At 66.5% G+C, this 17,267-nt stretch carries 13 protein-coding genes; 5 read left to right on the top strand and 8 right to left on the bottom strand.

Features of this window, described 5'->3' with window-relative positions; genetic code table 11:
- Nucleotides 1–33 precede the first annotated feature (33 nt).
- From mutS to H2052_RS14870, 3 genes are all read left to right on the top strand, one after another.
- The gene (gene mutS, locus H2052_RS14860) at nucleotides 34–2,613 is read left to right on the top strand and encodes a DNA mismatch repair protein MutS (RefSeq protein ID WP_293783256.1); all 2,580 of its coding nucleotides are present in this window, start codon (nucleotides 34–36) and stop codon (nucleotides 2,611–2,613) included.
- Nucleotides 2,614–2,630: 17 nt separating this feature from the next.
- Nucleotides 2,631–5,360 (top strand): [protein-PII] uridylyltransferase, encoded by a 2,730-nt coding sequence (locus H2052_RS14865; RefSeq protein ID WP_293783357.1) that lies wholly within the window; start codon nucleotides 2,631–2,633, stop codon nucleotides 5,358–5,360.
- Between the two features lie 312 nt (nucleotides 5,361–5,672).
- On the top strand, nucleotides 5,673–5,966 hold the full coding sequence (locus tag H2052_RS14870) for a hypothetical protein (protein WP_293783258.1): 294 nt from the start codon (nucleotides 5,673–5,675) through the stop codon (nucleotides 5,964–5,966).
- On the opposite strand, the gene H2052_RS14875 is transcribed toward H2052_RS14870, so the two are convergent.
- From H2052_RS14875 to recF, 3 genes are all read right to left on the bottom strand, one after another.
- The gene (locus H2052_RS14875) at nucleotides 5,914–6,711 is read right to left on the bottom strand and encodes a universal stress protein (RefSeq protein ID WP_293783260.1); all 798 of its coding nucleotides are present in this window, start codon (nucleotides 6,709–6,711) and stop codon (nucleotides 5,914–5,916) included. The genes H2052_RS14870 and H2052_RS14875 overlap by 53 nt on opposite strands.
- 89 nt (nucleotides 6,712–6,800) lie before the next feature.
- Complete coding sequence (gene gyrB / locus H2052_RS14880) at nucleotides 6,801–9,167, bottom strand: DNA topoisomerase (ATP-hydrolyzing) subunit B (protein ID WP_293783262.1); 2,367 nt, start codon at nucleotides 9,165–9,167, stop codon at nucleotides 6,801–6,803.
- A gap of 7 nt (nucleotides 9,168–9,174) precedes the next feature.
- The gene (gene recF / locus H2052_RS14885; protein ID WP_293783265.1) at nucleotides 9,175–10,275 is read right to left on the bottom strand and encodes a DNA replication/repair protein RecF; all 1,101 of its coding nucleotides are present in this window, start codon (nucleotides 10,273–10,275) and stop codon (nucleotides 9,175–9,177) included.
- Nucleotides 10,276–10,323: 48 nt separating this feature from the next.
- Here recF and H2052_RS14890 point away from each other — a divergent pair, with 48 nt between their 5' ends.
- Nucleotides 10,324–11,046 carry a hypothetical protein gene (locus tag H2052_RS14890; protein ID WP_293783268.1) on the top strand — a complete coding sequence of 241 codons (723 nt, stop codon included), beginning with the start codon at nucleotides 10,324–10,326 and terminating at the stop codon, nucleotides 11,044–11,046.
- A 93-nt stretch (nucleotides 11,047–11,139) separates the two neighbouring features.
- Nucleotides 11,140–11,856 (top strand): hypothetical protein, encoded by a 717-nt coding sequence (locus H2052_RS14895; protein ID WP_293783271.1) that lies wholly within the window; start codon nucleotides 11,140–11,142, stop codon nucleotides 11,854–11,856.
- On the opposite strand, the gene H2052_RS14900 is transcribed toward H2052_RS14895, so the two are convergent.
- The 5 genes from H2052_RS14900 to H2052_RS14920 all read right to left on the bottom strand — a co-directional run bounded on the left by H2052_RS14900 (nucleotide 11,804) and on the right by H2052_RS14920 (nucleotide 17,235).
- Nucleotides 11,804–13,018 carry an alpha/beta fold hydrolase gene (locus tag H2052_RS14900; RefSeq protein ID WP_293783274.1) on the bottom strand — a complete coding sequence of 405 codons (1,215 nt, stop codon included), beginning with the start codon at nucleotides 13,016–13,018 and terminating at the stop codon, nucleotides 11,804–11,806. The two genes, H2052_RS14895 and H2052_RS14900, sit on opposite strands and share 53 nt — an antisense overlap.
- 67 nt (nucleotides 13,019–13,085) lie before the next feature.
- Nucleotides 13,086–14,186: a DNA polymerase III subunit beta gene (gene dnaN / locus H2052_RS14905; RefSeq protein WP_293783277.1), complete on the bottom strand. Its 1,101-nt coding sequence runs from the start codon at nucleotides 14,184–14,186 to the stop codon at nucleotides 13,086–13,088.
- Nucleotides 14,187–14,286: 100 nt separating this feature from the next.
- Entirely contained in the window at nucleotides 14,287–14,973 is a 687-nt protein-coding gene (locus H2052_RS14910; protein ID WP_293783280.1) for an ABC transporter ATP-binding protein, read from the bottom strand.
- The gene (locus H2052_RS14915; RefSeq protein WP_293783283.1) at nucleotides 14,970–16,220 is read right to left on the bottom strand and encodes an ABC transporter permease; all 1,251 of its coding nucleotides are present in this window, start codon (nucleotides 16,218–16,220) and stop codon (nucleotides 14,970–14,972) included. Before H2052_RS14915 ends, H2052_RS14910 begins: the two co-directional genes overlap by 4 nt.
- A 4-nt stretch (nucleotides 16,221–16,224) precedes the next feature.
- Complete coding sequence (locus H2052_RS14920) at nucleotides 16,225–17,235, bottom strand: efflux RND transporter periplasmic adaptor subunit (protein WP_293783286.1); 1,011 nt, start codon at nucleotides 17,233–17,235, stop codon at nucleotides 16,225–16,227.
- Between the last annotated feature and the right edge of the window lie 32 nt (nucleotides 17,236–17,267).

Raw genomic sequence — 17,267 nt, forward strand, 5'->3', positions numbered from 1 at the left:
GTGAAATCTGTAAAAGCGGATTCCCCTTCGCCCATGATGGAGCAGTACCTCGCGCTGAAGGCAGAGGCCGGGGACAGCCTGCTGTTCTTCCGCATGGGCGATTTCTACGAGATGTTCTTTCAGGATGCTGTCGCGGCGGCCGGCGCGCTCGATATCGCGCTTACGAAACGCGGCCAGCACCTGGGCGAGGACATCCCGATGTGCGGCGTCCCCGCACACAGCCACGAGACGTATCTTTCGCGGCTGATCTCCAAGGGCTTCCGCGTCGCCATCGCCGAGCAGGTGGAGTACCCCGCGGAGGCGAAGAAGCGCGGTTCGAAATCGGTGGTGCGCCGCGCGGTGATCCGTGTCGTGACGCCGGGTACGCTCACCGAGGAAAACCTGCTCGACGCGCGAAGCGCGAACCGGCTCGCCGCGGTGGGCGAAGCGGAGGGGCGCATGGGTCTTGCGTGGTGCGACCTGTCGTCGGGCGAGTTCATGACCGCGCCTGTCGACACCGCGCTCGTCGGCGCCGAGCTGGCGCGGCTGCGGCCTGCCGAGCTTCTGGTCGCGGACGGCAAGACGGCGCCCGCCGGGCAGCTCGTCGCCGTACGGCCGCGCAGCGACTTCGACAGCACGGTGGGCGAGCGAAAGCTGTGCCGCCGCTTCGACGTCGGCACGCTCGACGGGTTCGGTGCGTTCACGCGCGCCGAGCTGGCGGCCGCGGGTGCGCTCATGGCGTTTGTCGAGGCGACGCAGAAAGACGCCGCCGTGCGACTGCGCCCGCCCGCGCGGCACCTGCCTGAAAGCGCCATGCTGATCGACGCGGCGACGCGCGCCAGCCTGGAACTTGCCGAAACCATGGCGGGCAGCCGCAAGGGCTCGCTCCTCGATTGCATCGACCTCACCGTCACCGGCGCGGGCGCGCGGCGCCTCTCCGCCGACCTTGCCGCGCCGCTCACCGATCCTGAAGCCATTGCGCGGCGGCTCGATCTCGTCGGCTGGTTCGTCGGCGCGCCGACCATCCGTGAACGCGTCCGCGCTGCGCTGAAACGCATTGCCGACATCGAACGCGCGCTTGGTCGTCTTTCCGCCGGACGGGGCAGTCCGCGCGACCTTGGTCTGCTCCGCGATGCGCTGCAGGGCGCGCTCGATCTCAAACGCCTGCTCTCGGAAAGCCAGCTCGGCGTACCGGCGATGCTCGCGGATTGCCTGGAGCGTATCGGGCCGCACGGCGCGCTTGTCGAAGGCCTTGCCGCCGCGCTCGTACCCGAGCCGGGCTTTTCGGTGTCCGACGGTGGTTTCATCGCCGAAGGCTTCGACCCGGCGCTCGACGAGCTGCGCGGGCTCGCGCAGGACGGGCGCCGCCACATCGCCGCGCTGGAGGCACGCTACCGCGATGCGACCGGGATCGCCGCGCTCAAGATCCGCCACAACAACGTGCTCGGCTATCATGTCGAGGTTTCGGCGCGCCATGCCGACCCGCTGATGGCGGCGGACAGCGGCTTCACGCACCGGCAGACGCTCGCAGGTGTCGTGCGCTTCAACAGCGTCGATCTCGCCGATCTCGCCGCGCGCATCGCAGAGGCATCGACGAAGGCGCTGGCGGTTGAAACCGCGCATTTCGCAGCGCTTCGCGACACCGTGCTTGCAGAGGCCGAAGCCGCCGGCGAAACCGCCGGTTCGCTCGCGCGCATCGATGTCGCGGCGGCGCTCGCCGAGCTCGCCGCACGCGGCGGCTGGGCGCGCCCGGAGGTGGATAGCAGCACCGCTTTCGATATTCGCGGCGGCCGGCATCCGGTTGTGGAGGCGGCGCTCGGTGCGAAGCGCGAGGCCTTTGTTGCGAACGACTGCGACCTCGGTCCCGAACGCCGCCTCTGGCTGCTGACCGGCCCCAACATGGCGGGCAAATCGACCTTCCTCCGCCAGAACGCGCTGCTCGCGGTGCTCGCGCAAACGGGCAGTTTCGTGCCCGCGCAGTCGGCGCATATCGGTGTCGTCGACCGGCTGTTCAGTCGCGTCGGCGCATCGGACAATCTCGCCGAGGGACGCTCCACCTTCATGGTCGAGATGGTGGAGACGGCGGCGATCCTGCGCCAGGCGACGGCGCGCTCGCTCGTCATCCTCGACGAGGTCGGACGCGGCACCTCCACCTACGACGGGCTCGCCATCGCGTGGGCGGTGGTGGAGGCGGTGCACGACAGCCTTGCCAGCCGCTGCCTGTTCGCAACGCACTATCACGAGCTGACCGTGCTCGCCGATCGCCTCTCCGCCGTGCATCTCGCCACCGTGAAGGTGCGCGAATGGAAGGGCGATCTGGTGTTCCTCCACGAGGTGATCGCAGGTGCGGCGGATCGCAGCTACGGCCTTGCCGTCGCACGCCTTGCGGGTCTTCCCGAACTCGTGACGCACCGCGCGTCCGAAGTGCTCGCGCGGCTGGAGCAGGGCAAGGCGAAGACTGGCGGCATTGCCGCGGGCCTCGGCGACCTGCCGCTGTTCAGCGCCGCCGCGCCGTCCGCCCCGGCCAGCGATGCGCTGCGCGATGCACTCGCCGCGCTCCGGCCCGACGAGATGAGCCCGCGCGCCGCGCTCGATGCGCTCTACGACCTCAAGCGCTTGGCAGACGGGGGCTGAGGGGCGATATCATGAGCATGACCGACCGTTTTCACCGCGTTACCGACCGCCGCGCGATCATCGATCGCCGCGAGATAGCCGAGGCTCTGGCTGCGATTCCCGCCGACCGCGCCGCTGCCGTCGGCGTGCTTCGCATCGCGCTTGCGGACGCGCGCACCGAACTCAAGCGGCGCCTGGAAGCAGCACCCAACAAGGGACTGGAGCTTGCGAACGGCTACGCGTTCCTCACCGACCAGCTGGTGCGGCTCGTTTTCGATTTCGCGACGCAGCGGCTCTATCCCGCAAGCAACCCCAGCGCCGCCGAGCGCATCGCGGTGTGCGCGGTCGGCGGCTACGGCCGCGCCGAGATGGCGCCGTTTTCGGACGTCGACATCCTGTTCCTCACCGCGCAGAAATCCACGGGCTGGATCGAGCAGGTCGTCGAGACGATGCTCTACACGCTGTGGGATCTCGGGCTGAAGGTCGGCCACGCCACGCGCTCGATCGCGGATGTCGTGCGTCTGTCGCGCGAAGATGTGACGATCCGCACCGCGATGCTGGAGGCGCGCTACGTGTGGGGCGACGAGGCGCTTTACGACGAGTCGAACGCACGGTTCCTGAAGGATGTCGTCTCCGGCACCGAACGCGACTTCACGCAGGCCAAGCTCGCCGAGCGCGACGCGCGCCACACACGCATGGGCGACAGCCGCTATGTCGTCGAGCCCAACATCAAGGAAGGCAAGGGCGGGCTGCGCGATCTCCATACCTTGTTCTGGATCGGCAAGTACGTGCTGCGCGTGGAACGCGCTGCTGATCTCGTCGACAAGGGCCTGCTGACCCCGCGCGAATACCGCCAGTTCAACAAGGCCGAGAATTTCCTGTGGGCGGTGCGCATCAACCTGCACGACATCGCGAAACGCGGCGAGGAACGGCTGACCTTCGACATGCAGCGCGAGCTTGCGCAGCGGCTTCATTATCAGGACCGCGCGGGCATGTCGGCCGTCGAGCGCTTCATGCGCCATTATTTCCTTATCGCGCGGCAGGTTGGCGATCTCACCGGCTTGTTCCTCTCGCACCTTGAAGAGACATATGCGGAAAGCCGCATCCGCCTGCCGAGCATGCGCCGCGCGCCCAAAAAGCTGAACGGCTTCACCGTGCAGCGGGGCCGCCTCGGCGTGCCGAGTGACGACTTTTTCGCGAAGGACCCCGTGCGGCTTCTCGAAATGTTCGCGCTTGCCGAAAAGCATGAACTTGAAATCCATCCGCAGGCGATGCGGCAGGCGGGCCGGGATGCGAAGCTGATCGACGCGCGGGTCCGCCGCGATCCGCGTGCGAACACGCTGTTCATGGATGTGCTCACCAGCCGCCGCGCGCCCGACACGGTGCTGCGCTGGATGAACGAGGCCGGCGTCTTCGGCCGCTTCGTTCCCGATTTCGGCCGCGTCGTCGCGCGCATGCAATACGACATGTATCACCACTACACGGTCGACGAGCATACGATCCGCGCCATCGGCCTGCTCGCACGCATCGAGAACGGCGAGCTGACGGCGGAGCATCCGACGAGCGCGGTGATCATCCACCAGATCGCCTCGCGCCGGGTCATCTACGCGGCGGTGCTGCTGCACGATATCGCCAAGGGGCGCGGCGGCGATCACAGTCTGCTCGGCGCCGATGTCGCGCTGGCGCTCTGCCCGCGCCTTGGCCTTACGCCGGCGGAGACCGAAACCGTCTCGTGGCTGGTGCGCTATCACCTGCTGATGTCGGAAACCGCGACGCGCCGCGACCTTTCGGATTTCAAGACGATTCAGGATTTCGTCGCGGTGGTGCAGGACGTGGAGCGCTTGCGGCTGCTGATGATCCTCACCGTTGTCGATATCCGCGCGGTCGGCCCCGGCCGCTGGACGGAATGGAAAGCGCAGCTGATGCGCGACCTGTATGTCGCCGCCGAGGAGATGCTGCGCCTTGGCCACCAGCAGCGCGGGCGCGCCGAGCGCATCGCCGCGAAGAAGGACGAATTGAAGGCCGCGCTGGGTTGGAGCGACCGGGTCTTCAACACCCATGCGAAGCGGTTTTTCGACAGCTACTGGGTCGCTGAGCCCGCCGGCTCGCTGCTCGCCAACGCCCGGCAGATCGCGGAGGCGAAAGACGAGATTTCGGTTGCGATGACGTGCGACGACGCGCTCGGCGCTACGCAGGTGTCGGTCTACGCACCCGACCATCCCGGCCTTTTCTACCGGATCGCGGGCGGCATCACGCTCTGCGGCGCGAACATCGTCGATGCACGCATCCATACGACGCGCGACGGCATGGCGATCGACAATCTCGTCGTGCAGACGCCCGCGGGCCGCGCGCTCGAGGAGGCGCACGCGCTCGAGCGGCTGAAGACGACGATCATTGAGGCGGCTTCGGGGCAGGTGAAGCTTGCGGAGCGGCTTGCGGCGCGGCCGCTGACGCGGCACCGTGCCGATGTGTTCAAGGTCGAGCCGAACGTGCTTGCCGACAACAAGGCATCGAACCGCTACACGGTGATCGAAGTGCATGCGCTCGATCGCCCGGCGCTGCTCTATGGGCTGACGCGCACATTGTTCGATGCGCGGCTTTCGATCAGCTCGGCGCATATCGCCACCTACGGCGAGCGCGCGGTCGACGTTTTCTACGTGACCGATCTCACCGGCGACAAGATCGAGAACGCGCAGCGGCTGAAGAGCATTACGCGCAAGCTGCTGGCCGTGGCCTCGGGCGACATTGAGGCGAAGGCCGCCGCCTGAAAAAGGACCCGCGCCCCTCAGGGCACGGGTCCAACTCCCCGGGTCAGCGTGGAGTGTCTCCGAATTTCCCCATCACGGCTGCAAAACCGGAACTACAGCCGGACGCACGCGCGAAACCTGCCGAGAGCGTCTTCTCGCGTAAAGACCTAACTTGGGACGAAGCGCACAAAGCTGCAACCGCCCGTTTCGGATGCAGCCGTGTTGCTGTCCTGCATCCCCGCTTTCTGTTGCCGAAAGATCACAGATTCGGGGTGGGCGCCGGAACATATCGGCTGGGCATGGCTTTGAACCTTCGGAAGCAAGGAGAACGCGGTGCTCGAGGTGGTGAAGTGGACGGCGTCGATCAGCGGCATGATTGCGGCGTGCGCGGTTGCCGCCGATCTCGGCCGGCGTGTCACCGGCTGGGGGTTCGTCTTGTTCCTGCTGTCGAGCGCGGCGTGGATCACAGTCGGGCTGCTCGACGAGGAGGCGGCGCTCTCGACGCAGAACGCCGTGCTCTTCGTCATCAACGTCGTCGGTGTTTACCGCTACCTGATCCGCAAGGTGTCGCCCGTCAGTGCGACAGCACCAGCGGCAGCGGCGCGTCCGCCAGCAGCGAGCGGGTGACGCCGCCCAGGATGAACTCCGCGAACCGCGAGCGGCCATACGCGCCCATCACCAGATAACCGGCGCTGATCTCGGCGGCGATGCTGCAGAGCGTATCCGCGACGCTGCCGCCCTTCGCGCGGGCATGGACATCGGCCTTGATCCCGTAGCGGGAGAGGTAGGAAGCCGCCTCTCGCGCCGGGATGTGCGACGCGAAATCCTCTTCGATGCAGGCGATATGAACGCCCTTCGCGACGCTCAGCATGCTCATCGCGTTGCGCACGGCCTGCGCCGCCTCGGGCGAACCGTTCCACGCGATGAGCGCGGCGCCCGAGGGATCGAAGCCGATCTGGTCGTCACGAACCGCGAGCACCGGCGCGCGGACTTTCGTGGCGATTTCGCCGACGATCGGCAGCGCCGCGTCGGGATCGGTAAGTTTGCCGCTCGGGCTCAGCACGATGAGGTCGGTGAGCTGGCTGTGCATCATCACCGCGACCGATCCGCTGCCGCGCGAATCGATCCAATCCCAAGGCACGCCTTCCTTCTGGAGCTGCGCCTCGATGCGCGTGCGCGTCGCCTCCATCGTTTCGGCGTAGGCCTCGTAGGCGATCATCGCGCCCGTGAAGGGTTCGCCGGCATAGGCCGCGAAGGGCATGGCCTGCAGGCAGGTCAGGTGTCCGCTGTAGTAGCGCGCCATGTCGAGCGCCGCCTGAAGGCGCGCGTTCTGTCCGGCATCGTCATGGATATGGACGAGAATCGATTTCATCTTCCGCTCTCCTGCTGTTCACCCGGAAAGGGTGGTACCACCGCCAACGCAAGCAACATTGCGGCAGATCAAGAAGGAGTGCGCGCCGCCTAGACGTCCAGATTGGCGACGTTCAGCGCGTTCTCCTGAATGAATTCGCGGCGCGGTTCCACCACGTCGCCCATCAGTCGCGTGAAGATATCGTCGGCAAGGTCGGCCTGCGCGATCTCCACCCTCAGCATCGACCGCACGGTGGGGTCGAGCGTCGTTTCCCAGAGCTGCTCGGCGTTCATTTCGCCGAGACCCTTGTAGCGCTGAATGGCAAGGCCCTTGCGCCCGATCTCGAAAATCGCCTCCAGAAGCGCGGAAGGACGCGTCACCTGCCGGTCGCCGAGCAGGATCGGCGTGCGGTAGGCGGCGGCTTCGCCCGCAAGCAACTGGTTGATCTTGCGCGCCTCCGCCGAAACGATGAACGCGCGGTCGATCGCGTAGTGATCGGTCACGCCGCGGAAGGTGCGGGCGAGCTTGTAGCCGCCATCGACACGCTCGGCGCTCCACTGGGCGTCGTCGTGGCCGTTCAGCCACGCGGCGACATCTGCCGCGGCATCGCGTTCGGGATTGAGCCCGCCGGAAATCGCCAGCGCCTCGACGATGCGGGAATCATAACGCCCCGGCACGTAGGCCATGAGCGCGCGGAGCTTGCGCGCCTGCTCGACGAGGCCGCGCAGATCCTCGCCGGTGCGCTGGCCGTCCGCCGTCTCGGCGACGAGCCCGTCGAGGCCGGTGCGGATCAGATAATCGTCGAGCGCCGCCTGGTCCTTCAGGTATACCTCGGAGCGGCCGCGGCTCACCTTGTAGAGCGGCGGCTGCGCGATATAGACGTGGCCTGCCTCGATGAGCTCGCGCATCTGCCGATAAAGGAAGGTGAGGAGCAGCGTGCGAATGTGCGCGCCGTCCACGTCGGCGTCGGTCATGATGACGATCTTGTGGTAGCGCAGCTTCGAAATATCGAAGTCGTCGCGTCCGATGCCAGTGCCGAACGCCTGGATGAGCGTGCCGATCTCGCGCGATGCGAGCATCCGGTCGAAGCGTGCGCGCTCGACGTTCAGGATCTTGCCCCGAAGCGGCAGGATCGCCTGGAAATGCCGGTCGCGGCCCTGCTTGGCGGAGCCGCCGGCCGAATCGCCCTCGACGAGGAAGAGCTCGGATTTCGCCGGGTCTTTCTCCTGGCAGTCGGCAAGCTTGCCGGGCAGCGAGGAGATCTGCAGCACGTTCTTGCGGCTCGCTTCGCGCGCCTTGCGGGCAGCCTCGCGCGCCACGGCGGCGGAAACGATCTTCTCGACAACCACGCGCGCTGGGCCGGGGTTTTCCTCCAGCCACTCGGCAAGCTTCTCGCCCATCAGCGATTCGATCGGCTGTCGCACCTCGGAGGAGACGAGCTTGTCCTTGGTTTGCGACGAGAACTTGGGGTCGGGCACCTTCACCGAAACGATCGCGGTCAACCCCTCGCGCATGTCTTCGCCCGTCGGCGACACCTTCTCCTTTTTCAGGATGCCCGAGCTTTCGGCGTAGTTGTTGAGCGTGCGCGTCAGTGCGCTGCGGAACGCCGCGAGGTGGGTACCGCCGTCGCGCTGCGGGATGTTGTTGGTGAAGGGCAGGACCTGCTCGTAATAGCTGTCGTTCCATTCGAGTGCGACATCGATGGAAATGCCGTCGCGTTCGCCCTGCATCAGGATCGGTTCGGGGATCAGCGGCGTCTTGGTGCGGTCGAGGTACTTCACGAAGGCCGCGACGCCGCCTTCGTAGAACATCTCGATCGTTTTCGGCTCGGTGTGGCGGGCATCGGTCAGCACCACCTTCACGCCGGAATTGAGGAACGCCAGCTCGCGGTAGCGGTGCTCCAGCTTTTCGAAATCGAACTCGATGACCTTGAACGTCTCTTCCGAGGCGAAGAACGTGACGTGCGTGCCCTTGCGGCCGTTCGCATCGCCGACGACCTTCAGAGGCGCGACGGCATCGCCGCGCTCGAAGCGCATGTAGTGCTCCTTGCCGTCGCGGAAAATGCGGAGGTCGAGCCAGTCCGAAAGCGCGTTCACGACGGAAACGCCGACGCCGTGCAGGCCGCCTGAAACCTTGTAGCTGTTCTGGTCGAACTTCCCGCCTGCGTGCAGCTGGGTCATGATGACCTCGGCGGCGGAAACGCCCTCGCTCGGGTGAATGTCGGTGGGGATGCCGCGCCCGTTGTCCGTCACCGTCACCGAGCCGTCGGCATTAAGCGTGATCGTCACCGTGTCGCAATAGCCTGCGAGCGCCTCGTCGATCGCGTTGTCGGAAACCTCGAACACCATGTGGTGCAGGCCCGAACCGTCCTCGGTGTCGCCGATGTACATGCCCGGCCGCTTGCGCACGGCGTCGAGCCCCTTCAGGACCTTGATCGAATCGGCGCCGTATTCGCCGGAAGACGCGTTGCTGCTCATGATTTCCTTAAAGTCTGCTCAGGCGACCGTTTGACACGTCTATATAGGTAGCGTGCGCGCCGATTGCACGGAAAAGTGACACGTCCGTGCCCGTCATCCACACCTGCATCGCGTCGGCCTCCAGCATCGCGAAAAGCGCTGCGCGCCGCGTTTCGTCGAGGTGCGCGGCGACCTCGTCGAGCAGTAGCACGGGTCGCCGCCCGGTGCGCGCGGCGACGACGCGGGCGTGGGCGAGGACGAGGCCGAGGAGAAGCGCCTTCTGCTCGCCCGTGGAGGCGCGCGCGGCGGGCTGATCCTTGGCGAGGTGCGTTACGGCAAGGTCGCTGCGGTGCGGCCCCACGGTGGTGCGACCCGCCGCCGTGTCGGCGCGGCGCGCGGCCCCAAGCGCTTCCGCCAGCGCCCCGGCCTGCCACGCCTCGCCTTCCAGCAGCAGCGCGCCCTTGGGGAACGGCCCCGTATCCGAGGCCGCGATCTCATGCCCAAGCGCTTCGATCGCCATGCGCCGCGCAGCATCCACGGCGGCGCCATGCTCGGCCATCTGCTTTTCGAGCGAGGCGAGCCAGTCCGTATCGGGCGCGCGCTCGCCGCCGAGCAGCTTGTTGCGCGATTGCATGGCGGCATCGTAGCGCTGCGTGTGTCCGGCGTGTTGCGGCACCAGCGCCAGCGTCAGCCGGTCGAGGAAACGCCGCCGCCCGCCCGCGCTTTCCAGGAACAGCCGGTCCATCGCCGGGGTCAGCCAGAGCACGGAAAGCCATTCGGACAGCGCGTTCGCCGCCGCGCCCGCGCCGTTCACGCGCACCAGCCGCCGCCCCGGCGCCTCGGCCTGCGTGCCCGTGCCGATCTCGACGGGTGCCTCCGCGCCGCAGCCGAGCGTCGCCGATACGGCGAAGCCGCCGCTGCCGCCGATACGCGCCATTTCAGGAAGTCCCGCGCGCCGAAGGCCGCGCCCGGGTGCGAGCAGCGAGATGGCTTCGAGAAGATTGGTTTTCCCCGCCCCATTGTCGCCGGTCAGCACGACCGCGCCTGGCCCGGCGGTGATGTCTGCAAGCGCATAGCTGCGGAAATCCGTCAGGCGCAGCCGGTCTATGGTGCGGGGCTGTGTCGGCATGGCGGCCCCGTCTATCGCGTGCTAGTCTTGGGCGAAAGGGAGACGTCCATGATCCGTGCCGCCGCGTTGGCCGCCATCCTGCTGTTTTCGCCTGCCGCATTTGCCGACCAGACCGCCGTCTACAAGAGTAAGGACGGGAGCCAAATGACGCTGGAAATCGCAGATAGCGGTCTTGTTCATGTCACGGGAATGGCACCAGGCGGGTCCGGCATTGTTCGCGATGGAGAGTTTTTTCTCATTTTTCATCATAAGGGCGCGGTTCGTGTAATTCGCAGCACGGACTGGGCCGCGGTTATGGAAAAAACAATCGGCGCTCGGATGCGGCAAATTCGCGAAAGGTTGGGCAAGTCAGAAGCCGAGCCATCCCCAGCGCCTGTTATCAAACATATGGGAACGGCAAGGGTCGCGGGATTTTCGGGCGAACGGTATATCGTGGATAGATCGGACGAACTCGGAGAGGACGAACTGGAATGGGTTGCTACGCGCGATCCGAAGTTCGCCAGGGTAGGTGCCGCATGGGAAAAATTGATGCGCAGCATGAGAACGGTGAGGTCATCACTCCAGGGGACGGCCGCTGCCAACAAGCAGGACATGGAAATTCAACTGTTTGCGCTTGGAACGCCGCTTCGTACTGCGAGATATGAACTCGTCAGTATGAAGGCAGGGAAGATTGATCCCGCACGCTTCGTCCTACCGGCTGATCCCATTAGCCGTGCGCAGTTACTGGAAGAAATGACAAACCCTCGGATACCCCACATCTCGATCCAATAAGTAAATCAGCTGGTCGCGCATGAAGGGATGGCCCTGCGTCGGCATGGCGGCCCCGTCTATCGCGTGCTAGTCTCGGGCGAAAGGGAGACGTCCATGATCCGTGCCGCCGCGTTTGCCGCCGTCCTGCTGTTTTCGTCCGCCGCGCTCGCCGACCAGACGGTCGTCTACAAGGGCGATGACGGCAAGAACCTGACGCTCGAGATCGCGGACAGTGGCGCCGTGCACGTCGGCGGGCCGACACCGGGGCAGACGGCGGTGATCCTGAATGGCGAGCTTTATCTCGTCGATACCACGCGTCCCGAGGCGCGCGTCATGCGGATCGCCGATTTCGCCGCGGTGGTCGATGAAGCGATAGGGCCGATCTTCAAGGGCCTGTTCGAGGCGGCGGCGAAGGCCGACCCCAAGCCGAAAGCCCCGCTTGTCATCGAGGCGGCCGGTACGGCGAGTGTCGCGGGCTTCACCGGCGAGCGCTATCGCGTGAAGGGCCTCGATGATCAGAAGCCGGACGAGGCGGTCGAATGGATCGCGACGCGCGATCCCGCGCTCGCCCCCGCCGGAAAGGCGATGCAGCAGTTCATAGAGGCGACGATGGTGCTCGCCGTGCCGTTCCTCGGCGAGGCGGCGCCGGAGATGATCGGCGAAATGCGACAGGCGTTCGCGCTCGGCACGCCCCTCCGCGCGGGGACGAAATTCGAGCTGGTCAGCGTGAAGGACGGTGCCGTCGATCCCGCCCGCTTCAAGCTGCCGGCCGAACCGATCAGCCGCGCGGCGCTGCTGAACGAGATGAAGGCGGGGATGCCGGCACAGTGAGGTGACGGCCGCGCGCGGTCTCTGCCTTGCATTCCGGTTCGGCTGCAGGCGCAGCGCCTTCAGCGAAGGGGCGAACCTTCAGCAGCGCGCCGAGCACGCGGCCCGGTTCTTCCGTCACAAGGAAGTGCGCGGAATTTTCGATCACGATCATTTCCGTGTGCGGCGCGCACAGCTCGGCGGCGAGCCGGGCCGCTGCCGCCATCGGCGTCTGCAGATCATGGCGGCCGGAGACGAAAATCATCGGCACATCGAAATCGTGGCCCAGTGTCTCGCGGAAATCCCAGTCTGCCACAGAGGCCATCAGTGGATCGAGGGCAAGTTCCGCGTCGGTATTCAGCATGCGCCACATGCCGCGGAGCGACAGCGTGGGCGAGGCAAATGCCGTCATGAGCATCCGGCTGGCGATATCTTTCGCACCGGCGCTGTTGTACCAGGAGCCGCGTGCCGCGGAGAGATGCGTCTGTATCTTCGCAATCCACGCCGAAAAGGCTTCGGTGTCATGGGCGTCCGGCGCCGGACCCGCATCGGCCATGGCTTTTACAAGCGCTGCATTGCCCGTGGTGCGGCCGATCTCGGCAAGCGCCGCCCGCGTTTCCTCCATATTGCGTTTCCAGCCGGTCAGCTGCCCGAAGCCGACATAGGCATAGAGCAGGTCGGGCCGGCGTTTGGCGACCTCGGCGCCCAGCACCGTGCCCCAGCTGTGCCCAAGAAGGATCACCTTCTGCTGGCCGGTGCGGCGACGCAGATGCTCGATGAGCGCGATGGCGTCGTCGACGAGCTGGGTCTTGGTTATGGTACCGCGCAGGGCTTCGCCATCGATCGCGGATCGACCAAAGCCCCTTTGGTCCCACTGCACGACGGTGAAATAATCCTCCCACGGACGCTGGAAGCTATAGGCCAGATCGCTCGTCGTTCCGCCGGGACCGCCGTGAAGATAGACGAGGATCGGCTGCCGGCGGTCCTGTCCGCGAATCGTCACCCACTGGCGGGCACCGCCCAGCTGCACGTATCCCGCTTCGTTGATGCCGCGGGGCGAAACGATGCGCGCGTCTGCAGAATTGGCGCTTTGCAGGAACGCCCGTACGCCGAGCACAGAGCCGACAGCGACCGCAAGAAGCAGCACCGGCAGCAAAACAAGGTAGCGCAGCACAAACCGCAGCACCTTCCTCTTCCGTGATACGGAAGTTTGCGGGGCAGCGGTCACGTCCGGCGAGGATGGCACTTGCGCGTCAGACGCGCATCGGCATCAGCACGTAGAGCGCCGGCGAGGACTGGCCTTCGCGGATCAGCGTGGGCGCAGCCGCGTCGGCGAGGTGAATCTCGATCTCGTCGGTCTCGATCTCGCTGAGGATATCCAGCAGATAGCGCGCATTGAAGCCCACATCGAGGCTCTCGGACGCGTAGTCGGCGGGGACTTCTTCGGCGGCGGTGCCGGTTTCCGGGCTCGTCACCGAAAGCACGATGCGATCGCGGTCGATGCTCATCTTCACCGCGCGCGTCTTCTCGGTGGCGATCGCCGCCACGCGGTCCACGCCCTCGGCGAGCGCCTTCGTATCCACCTTCAGCAGCCGGTCGTTCTTCGTCGGGATCACCCGCGAATAATCGGGGAAGGTGCCGTCGATCAGCTTCGAGGTGAGCACGGCGGTGCCCGCGCGGAAGCGGATCTTGGTGGAGGAGAGCGAAATCTCGATCTCGCCCGTCACCTCGTCGAGGAGCTTGCGCACTTCGGCGACGCACTTCCGGGGCACGATGATGTCGGGCATCCCGTCCGATCCCGCAGGCGCGTCGAGCGCGACGCGTGCCAGGCGGTGGCCGTCGGTCGCGACCGCAAGCAGCTTGCCGTCGACGACATGCATGAAGATGCCGTTCAGGTAATAGCGCGTCTCTTCGGTGGAGATCGCAAAGCGCGTCTTGCCGATGATCTGCTTCAGCGTTTCGGCCGGAAGCTGGAACTTCGTCGGCAGGTCGCTTTCGGCGATCATCGGGAAGTCGTCGCGCGGCAGCGTCGCGAGGTTGAAGCGCGCGCGGCCCGCCGCGATTGACATCTTGTCGCCCGCAACCGCGATCTCGACCTGGCTGCCTTCGGGCAGCTTGCGCACGATGTCGAACAGCGTGTGCGCCGAAACCGTCGTCGCGCCCGCCGTTTCCACCTGCGCGGCGATCGAATCGACCACCTGCAGGTCGAGGTCGGTCGCCATCAGCTTGAGGCCGCTGTTCTCGACCTCGATAAGGACGTTCGACAGGATCGGGATCGTGTTGCGACGCTCCACCACCGACTGGACGTGACCAAGGCATTTGAGCAGCGTCGCCCGCTCGACCGTCGCCTTCATGCGTTTCCCTTCAAACCCCCGATTGTGAGCGCGAGACTATAGCGCCTGCGCCAGCCTTCGGTAGGGTGAATCCGGCCTAGAATGCAAGCCCCCCGCGTCCTCAATCGATGCGTTCCACGCGCCCGTCGAGCATGTGGATGCGCCGGTGTGCCGACGCGGCCACTTCGGGGTCGTGCGTTACGCAGACGATGGTGCGGCCCTCTTTCGCGGCAAGATCGTGGAAGATCTCGATGACGCGCGCCGAATTGACGCTGTCGAGGTTGCCGGTGGGCTCGTCGCCGAGGATCAGCGCGGGGTCGTTGGCAAGCGCGCGGGCGATAGCGACGCGCTGGCGCTGCCCGCCGGACATCTTGTCGGGCGTTTTGTGCTCCTGCCCATCGAGGCCCATCGCGCCCAGCAGGTCGCGGCCGCGCGCGGCTGCCTCCCGGTCGGTGAGACGCCCGAGCCGCCGCATGGGGAGCGTCACGTTTTCAAGCGCGGTGAACTCGGGCAGCAGGAAGTGGAACTGGAACACGAAGCCGAAGCGCGCGAGGCGCATGTTCGCGCGCGCATTGCCGTCCGTATCCGTCGTGTCCTCGCCGTCGAAGAACAGCCGGCCCTCCGTTGGCCGGTCGAGCAGGCCGAGCAGGTAGAGCAGCGAGGACTTGCCGCACCCCGAAGGGCCGATCACCGCGACGAACTCGCCCTGCCTGATCTCGAACGACACGTCCCGGATCAGCGTGACCGGCGGCTCGACGGCGAGCACGCGTGTCAGCCCCTCGGCGCGGATCAGCGGCGCGGGCGTCATACCGCGCCCCGCAGGATATCGACCGGATCCACCTGCGCGGCCTTCCGAGCCGGCAGCCACGCCGCGATGATCGCGGAAAACAGGCTGGCGCCGGCCGAAATCGCGTACTGGAAGAACGAGCGGTCGAGCGGTATTGTTTCGGTCGCGCCCTGGATGTTGAACTCGATGCCGCCGAGCACCTGCATCAGCCCGAAGCCGAGCGCCCAGCCGGCGAGCACGCCGATGCACGCGAGCGTGAAGCCTTCCATCACGAACACGGCCTGAAGGTCGCCCGAGGAGAAGCCCATCGAGCGCATGATCGCGATGTCGCGGCGCTTGTCGGCGACGCTCGTCGACACGACGGTGTAGATGCCGAACGAGGCGACGAGCAGGATCGCGGAGATCACCGTGTACATGATGACGTTGCGGGTCACGAGGAGGCTGAGGAAATCGGCGGAACGCTCCTGCCAGCTTTCCGCCTTGTAGCCGTAGCGCGCCTCCAGCCGTTTCGCGATGTCTTCGGCGGCGTAAGGGTCGTCGAGCCGGATGCCGATGCGGTTGATGACGAACGGCTGGCTCGTCAGCGACTGTGCCTCGCGCAGCAGCACATAGCCGGACGAACCGCCGAACTGGCCGCGGCCGCGCTCGAACAGTCCGACGATCTTCAGTGTCCGCGTCACTCCGCGCGCCGAAGTCGCGGCCATGATGTCGCCCATGCGCACACCGAGGCGGCTCGCCATTTCCTCGCCGATGATGACGCCGCCCTGCGTGGTTTCCAGGTTCCGGAGGCGGCCTTCCTTCAGATACTGCTCGACGTCGGAGACCTGCGCCTCGATGCCCGGCTCGACGCCGACGATGGCGAGTGCCTCCTCGCGGCCGCCGACGCGCAGCGTGACCGCGCCCGACAGCGACGGTGACGCCACGGCGTCGGACCGTGCGCCGATCGTGCGCATGATCCCCTGCCAGTCCTTGATGCCCCGCACTTCGTTGCGCGTTTTGTAGTGGCGTACTTCGACTGCGGCATCCGGGAAGGCAAGGACCGCAGGCTGCGGTGTCGGGCTGCGGATCTCGTCGGAAATGATGATGTGCGGCGCCGCGTCGATCAGCGTTTCCACGAAGTCGTTCTGGCTGCCGATCATCAGCGCCGAGACGGCGAGGAAGAAGCCGACGCCGATGCCGACGCCCGCGATGGCGACCAGCGTCTGCCGCTTGCGCTTGGAAATGTGGCGGAGCGCGATCCCGAGCAGCAGGGAAAAGCGGCGTAGCACCGGCTCAGCGTGTCTCTGCGCTCACGGTGCTGCGCACGCGCGTTCCGTCTGCCATGCCTTCCGGCGGGTTCGCGAGAATCGTGTCTCCGGCGGAGAGGCCCTCCGTCACCTCGGTGCGGTCGGTGCCGACGATGCCCGTTTTCACCGGCGTGCGCTTTGCCCGCCCGTCCGCGACGCGCCAGACGTGGTCGTCTTCGACCGCGCTGTCGGGCACGAGCAGCGCGCCTTCCTTCTCGCGGGTGACGATGTTGACCTCCAGCGTCATCCCCACGGGCAGCGGATCGTTCGAAAGCGGCTCCAGCCGCACGCGGAACGAACGCTGATCGGGGTCGCCCCCGGGCGTGATCTCGCGCACGCGCGCCGGGAAAATGCGCCCCGCATAGGCATCGCTCGACATCAGCGCCTGCTGGCCGACGCGCACGCGCGGAATATCGCGCTCGTCGACGGTTGCGGTGATCTTGATGCGCGCCGGGTCGCCGATCACGAAGAGCGTGCGGCTCGGGCTCGCGAGGTCGCCGGGCTCGGCATCGCGGCGCAGAACGACGCCGTTCACGCCGGCACGCAGCGTATAATTCTCCAGTCGGTCGCGTGCGGCTCTCTCGGCAGCCCGCGCGGCGTCGCGTGCGGCGATCACGTTGTCGCGCGCCGCTTTCGAAGCGAAGCCGCGTTCGACGAGCACCAGCGTCCGCCGCGCTTCGGCCTCCGCGCCGCGTGTCTGCGCGGCCAGCCGGGCGATTTCGGAATTGAGATCGGCGATGTCGAGCGTGGCGAGCAGCGTGCCGCGCGTCACGCGGTCGCCCTCCTTCACGCGGATGTCGACGATGGGCGCAGTGACACGCGCGGCGATCTCGACGGGTTCCTCGACCTCGACGAAACCGGTCGCGTAAACGACCTCCACGGCCTTGCCGCGCGTCACCTCGGCGGTTTCGACCGGCGTCGGCCGCAGGGTGCGATAGGCGAAGGCCGTGGCGACGAGTGCCACCAGAAGCCCGAGGAAGATCCAGCGCGCGCGCATGTGCGATTGCTAGGCTGAAAGCCCTTGCGTCG

Source organism: Sphingosinicella sp. (assembly GCF_013911755.1).
Classification (GTDB): domain Bacteria; phylum Pseudomonadota; class Alphaproteobacteria; order Sphingomonadales; family Sphingomonadaceae; genus Sphingosinicella.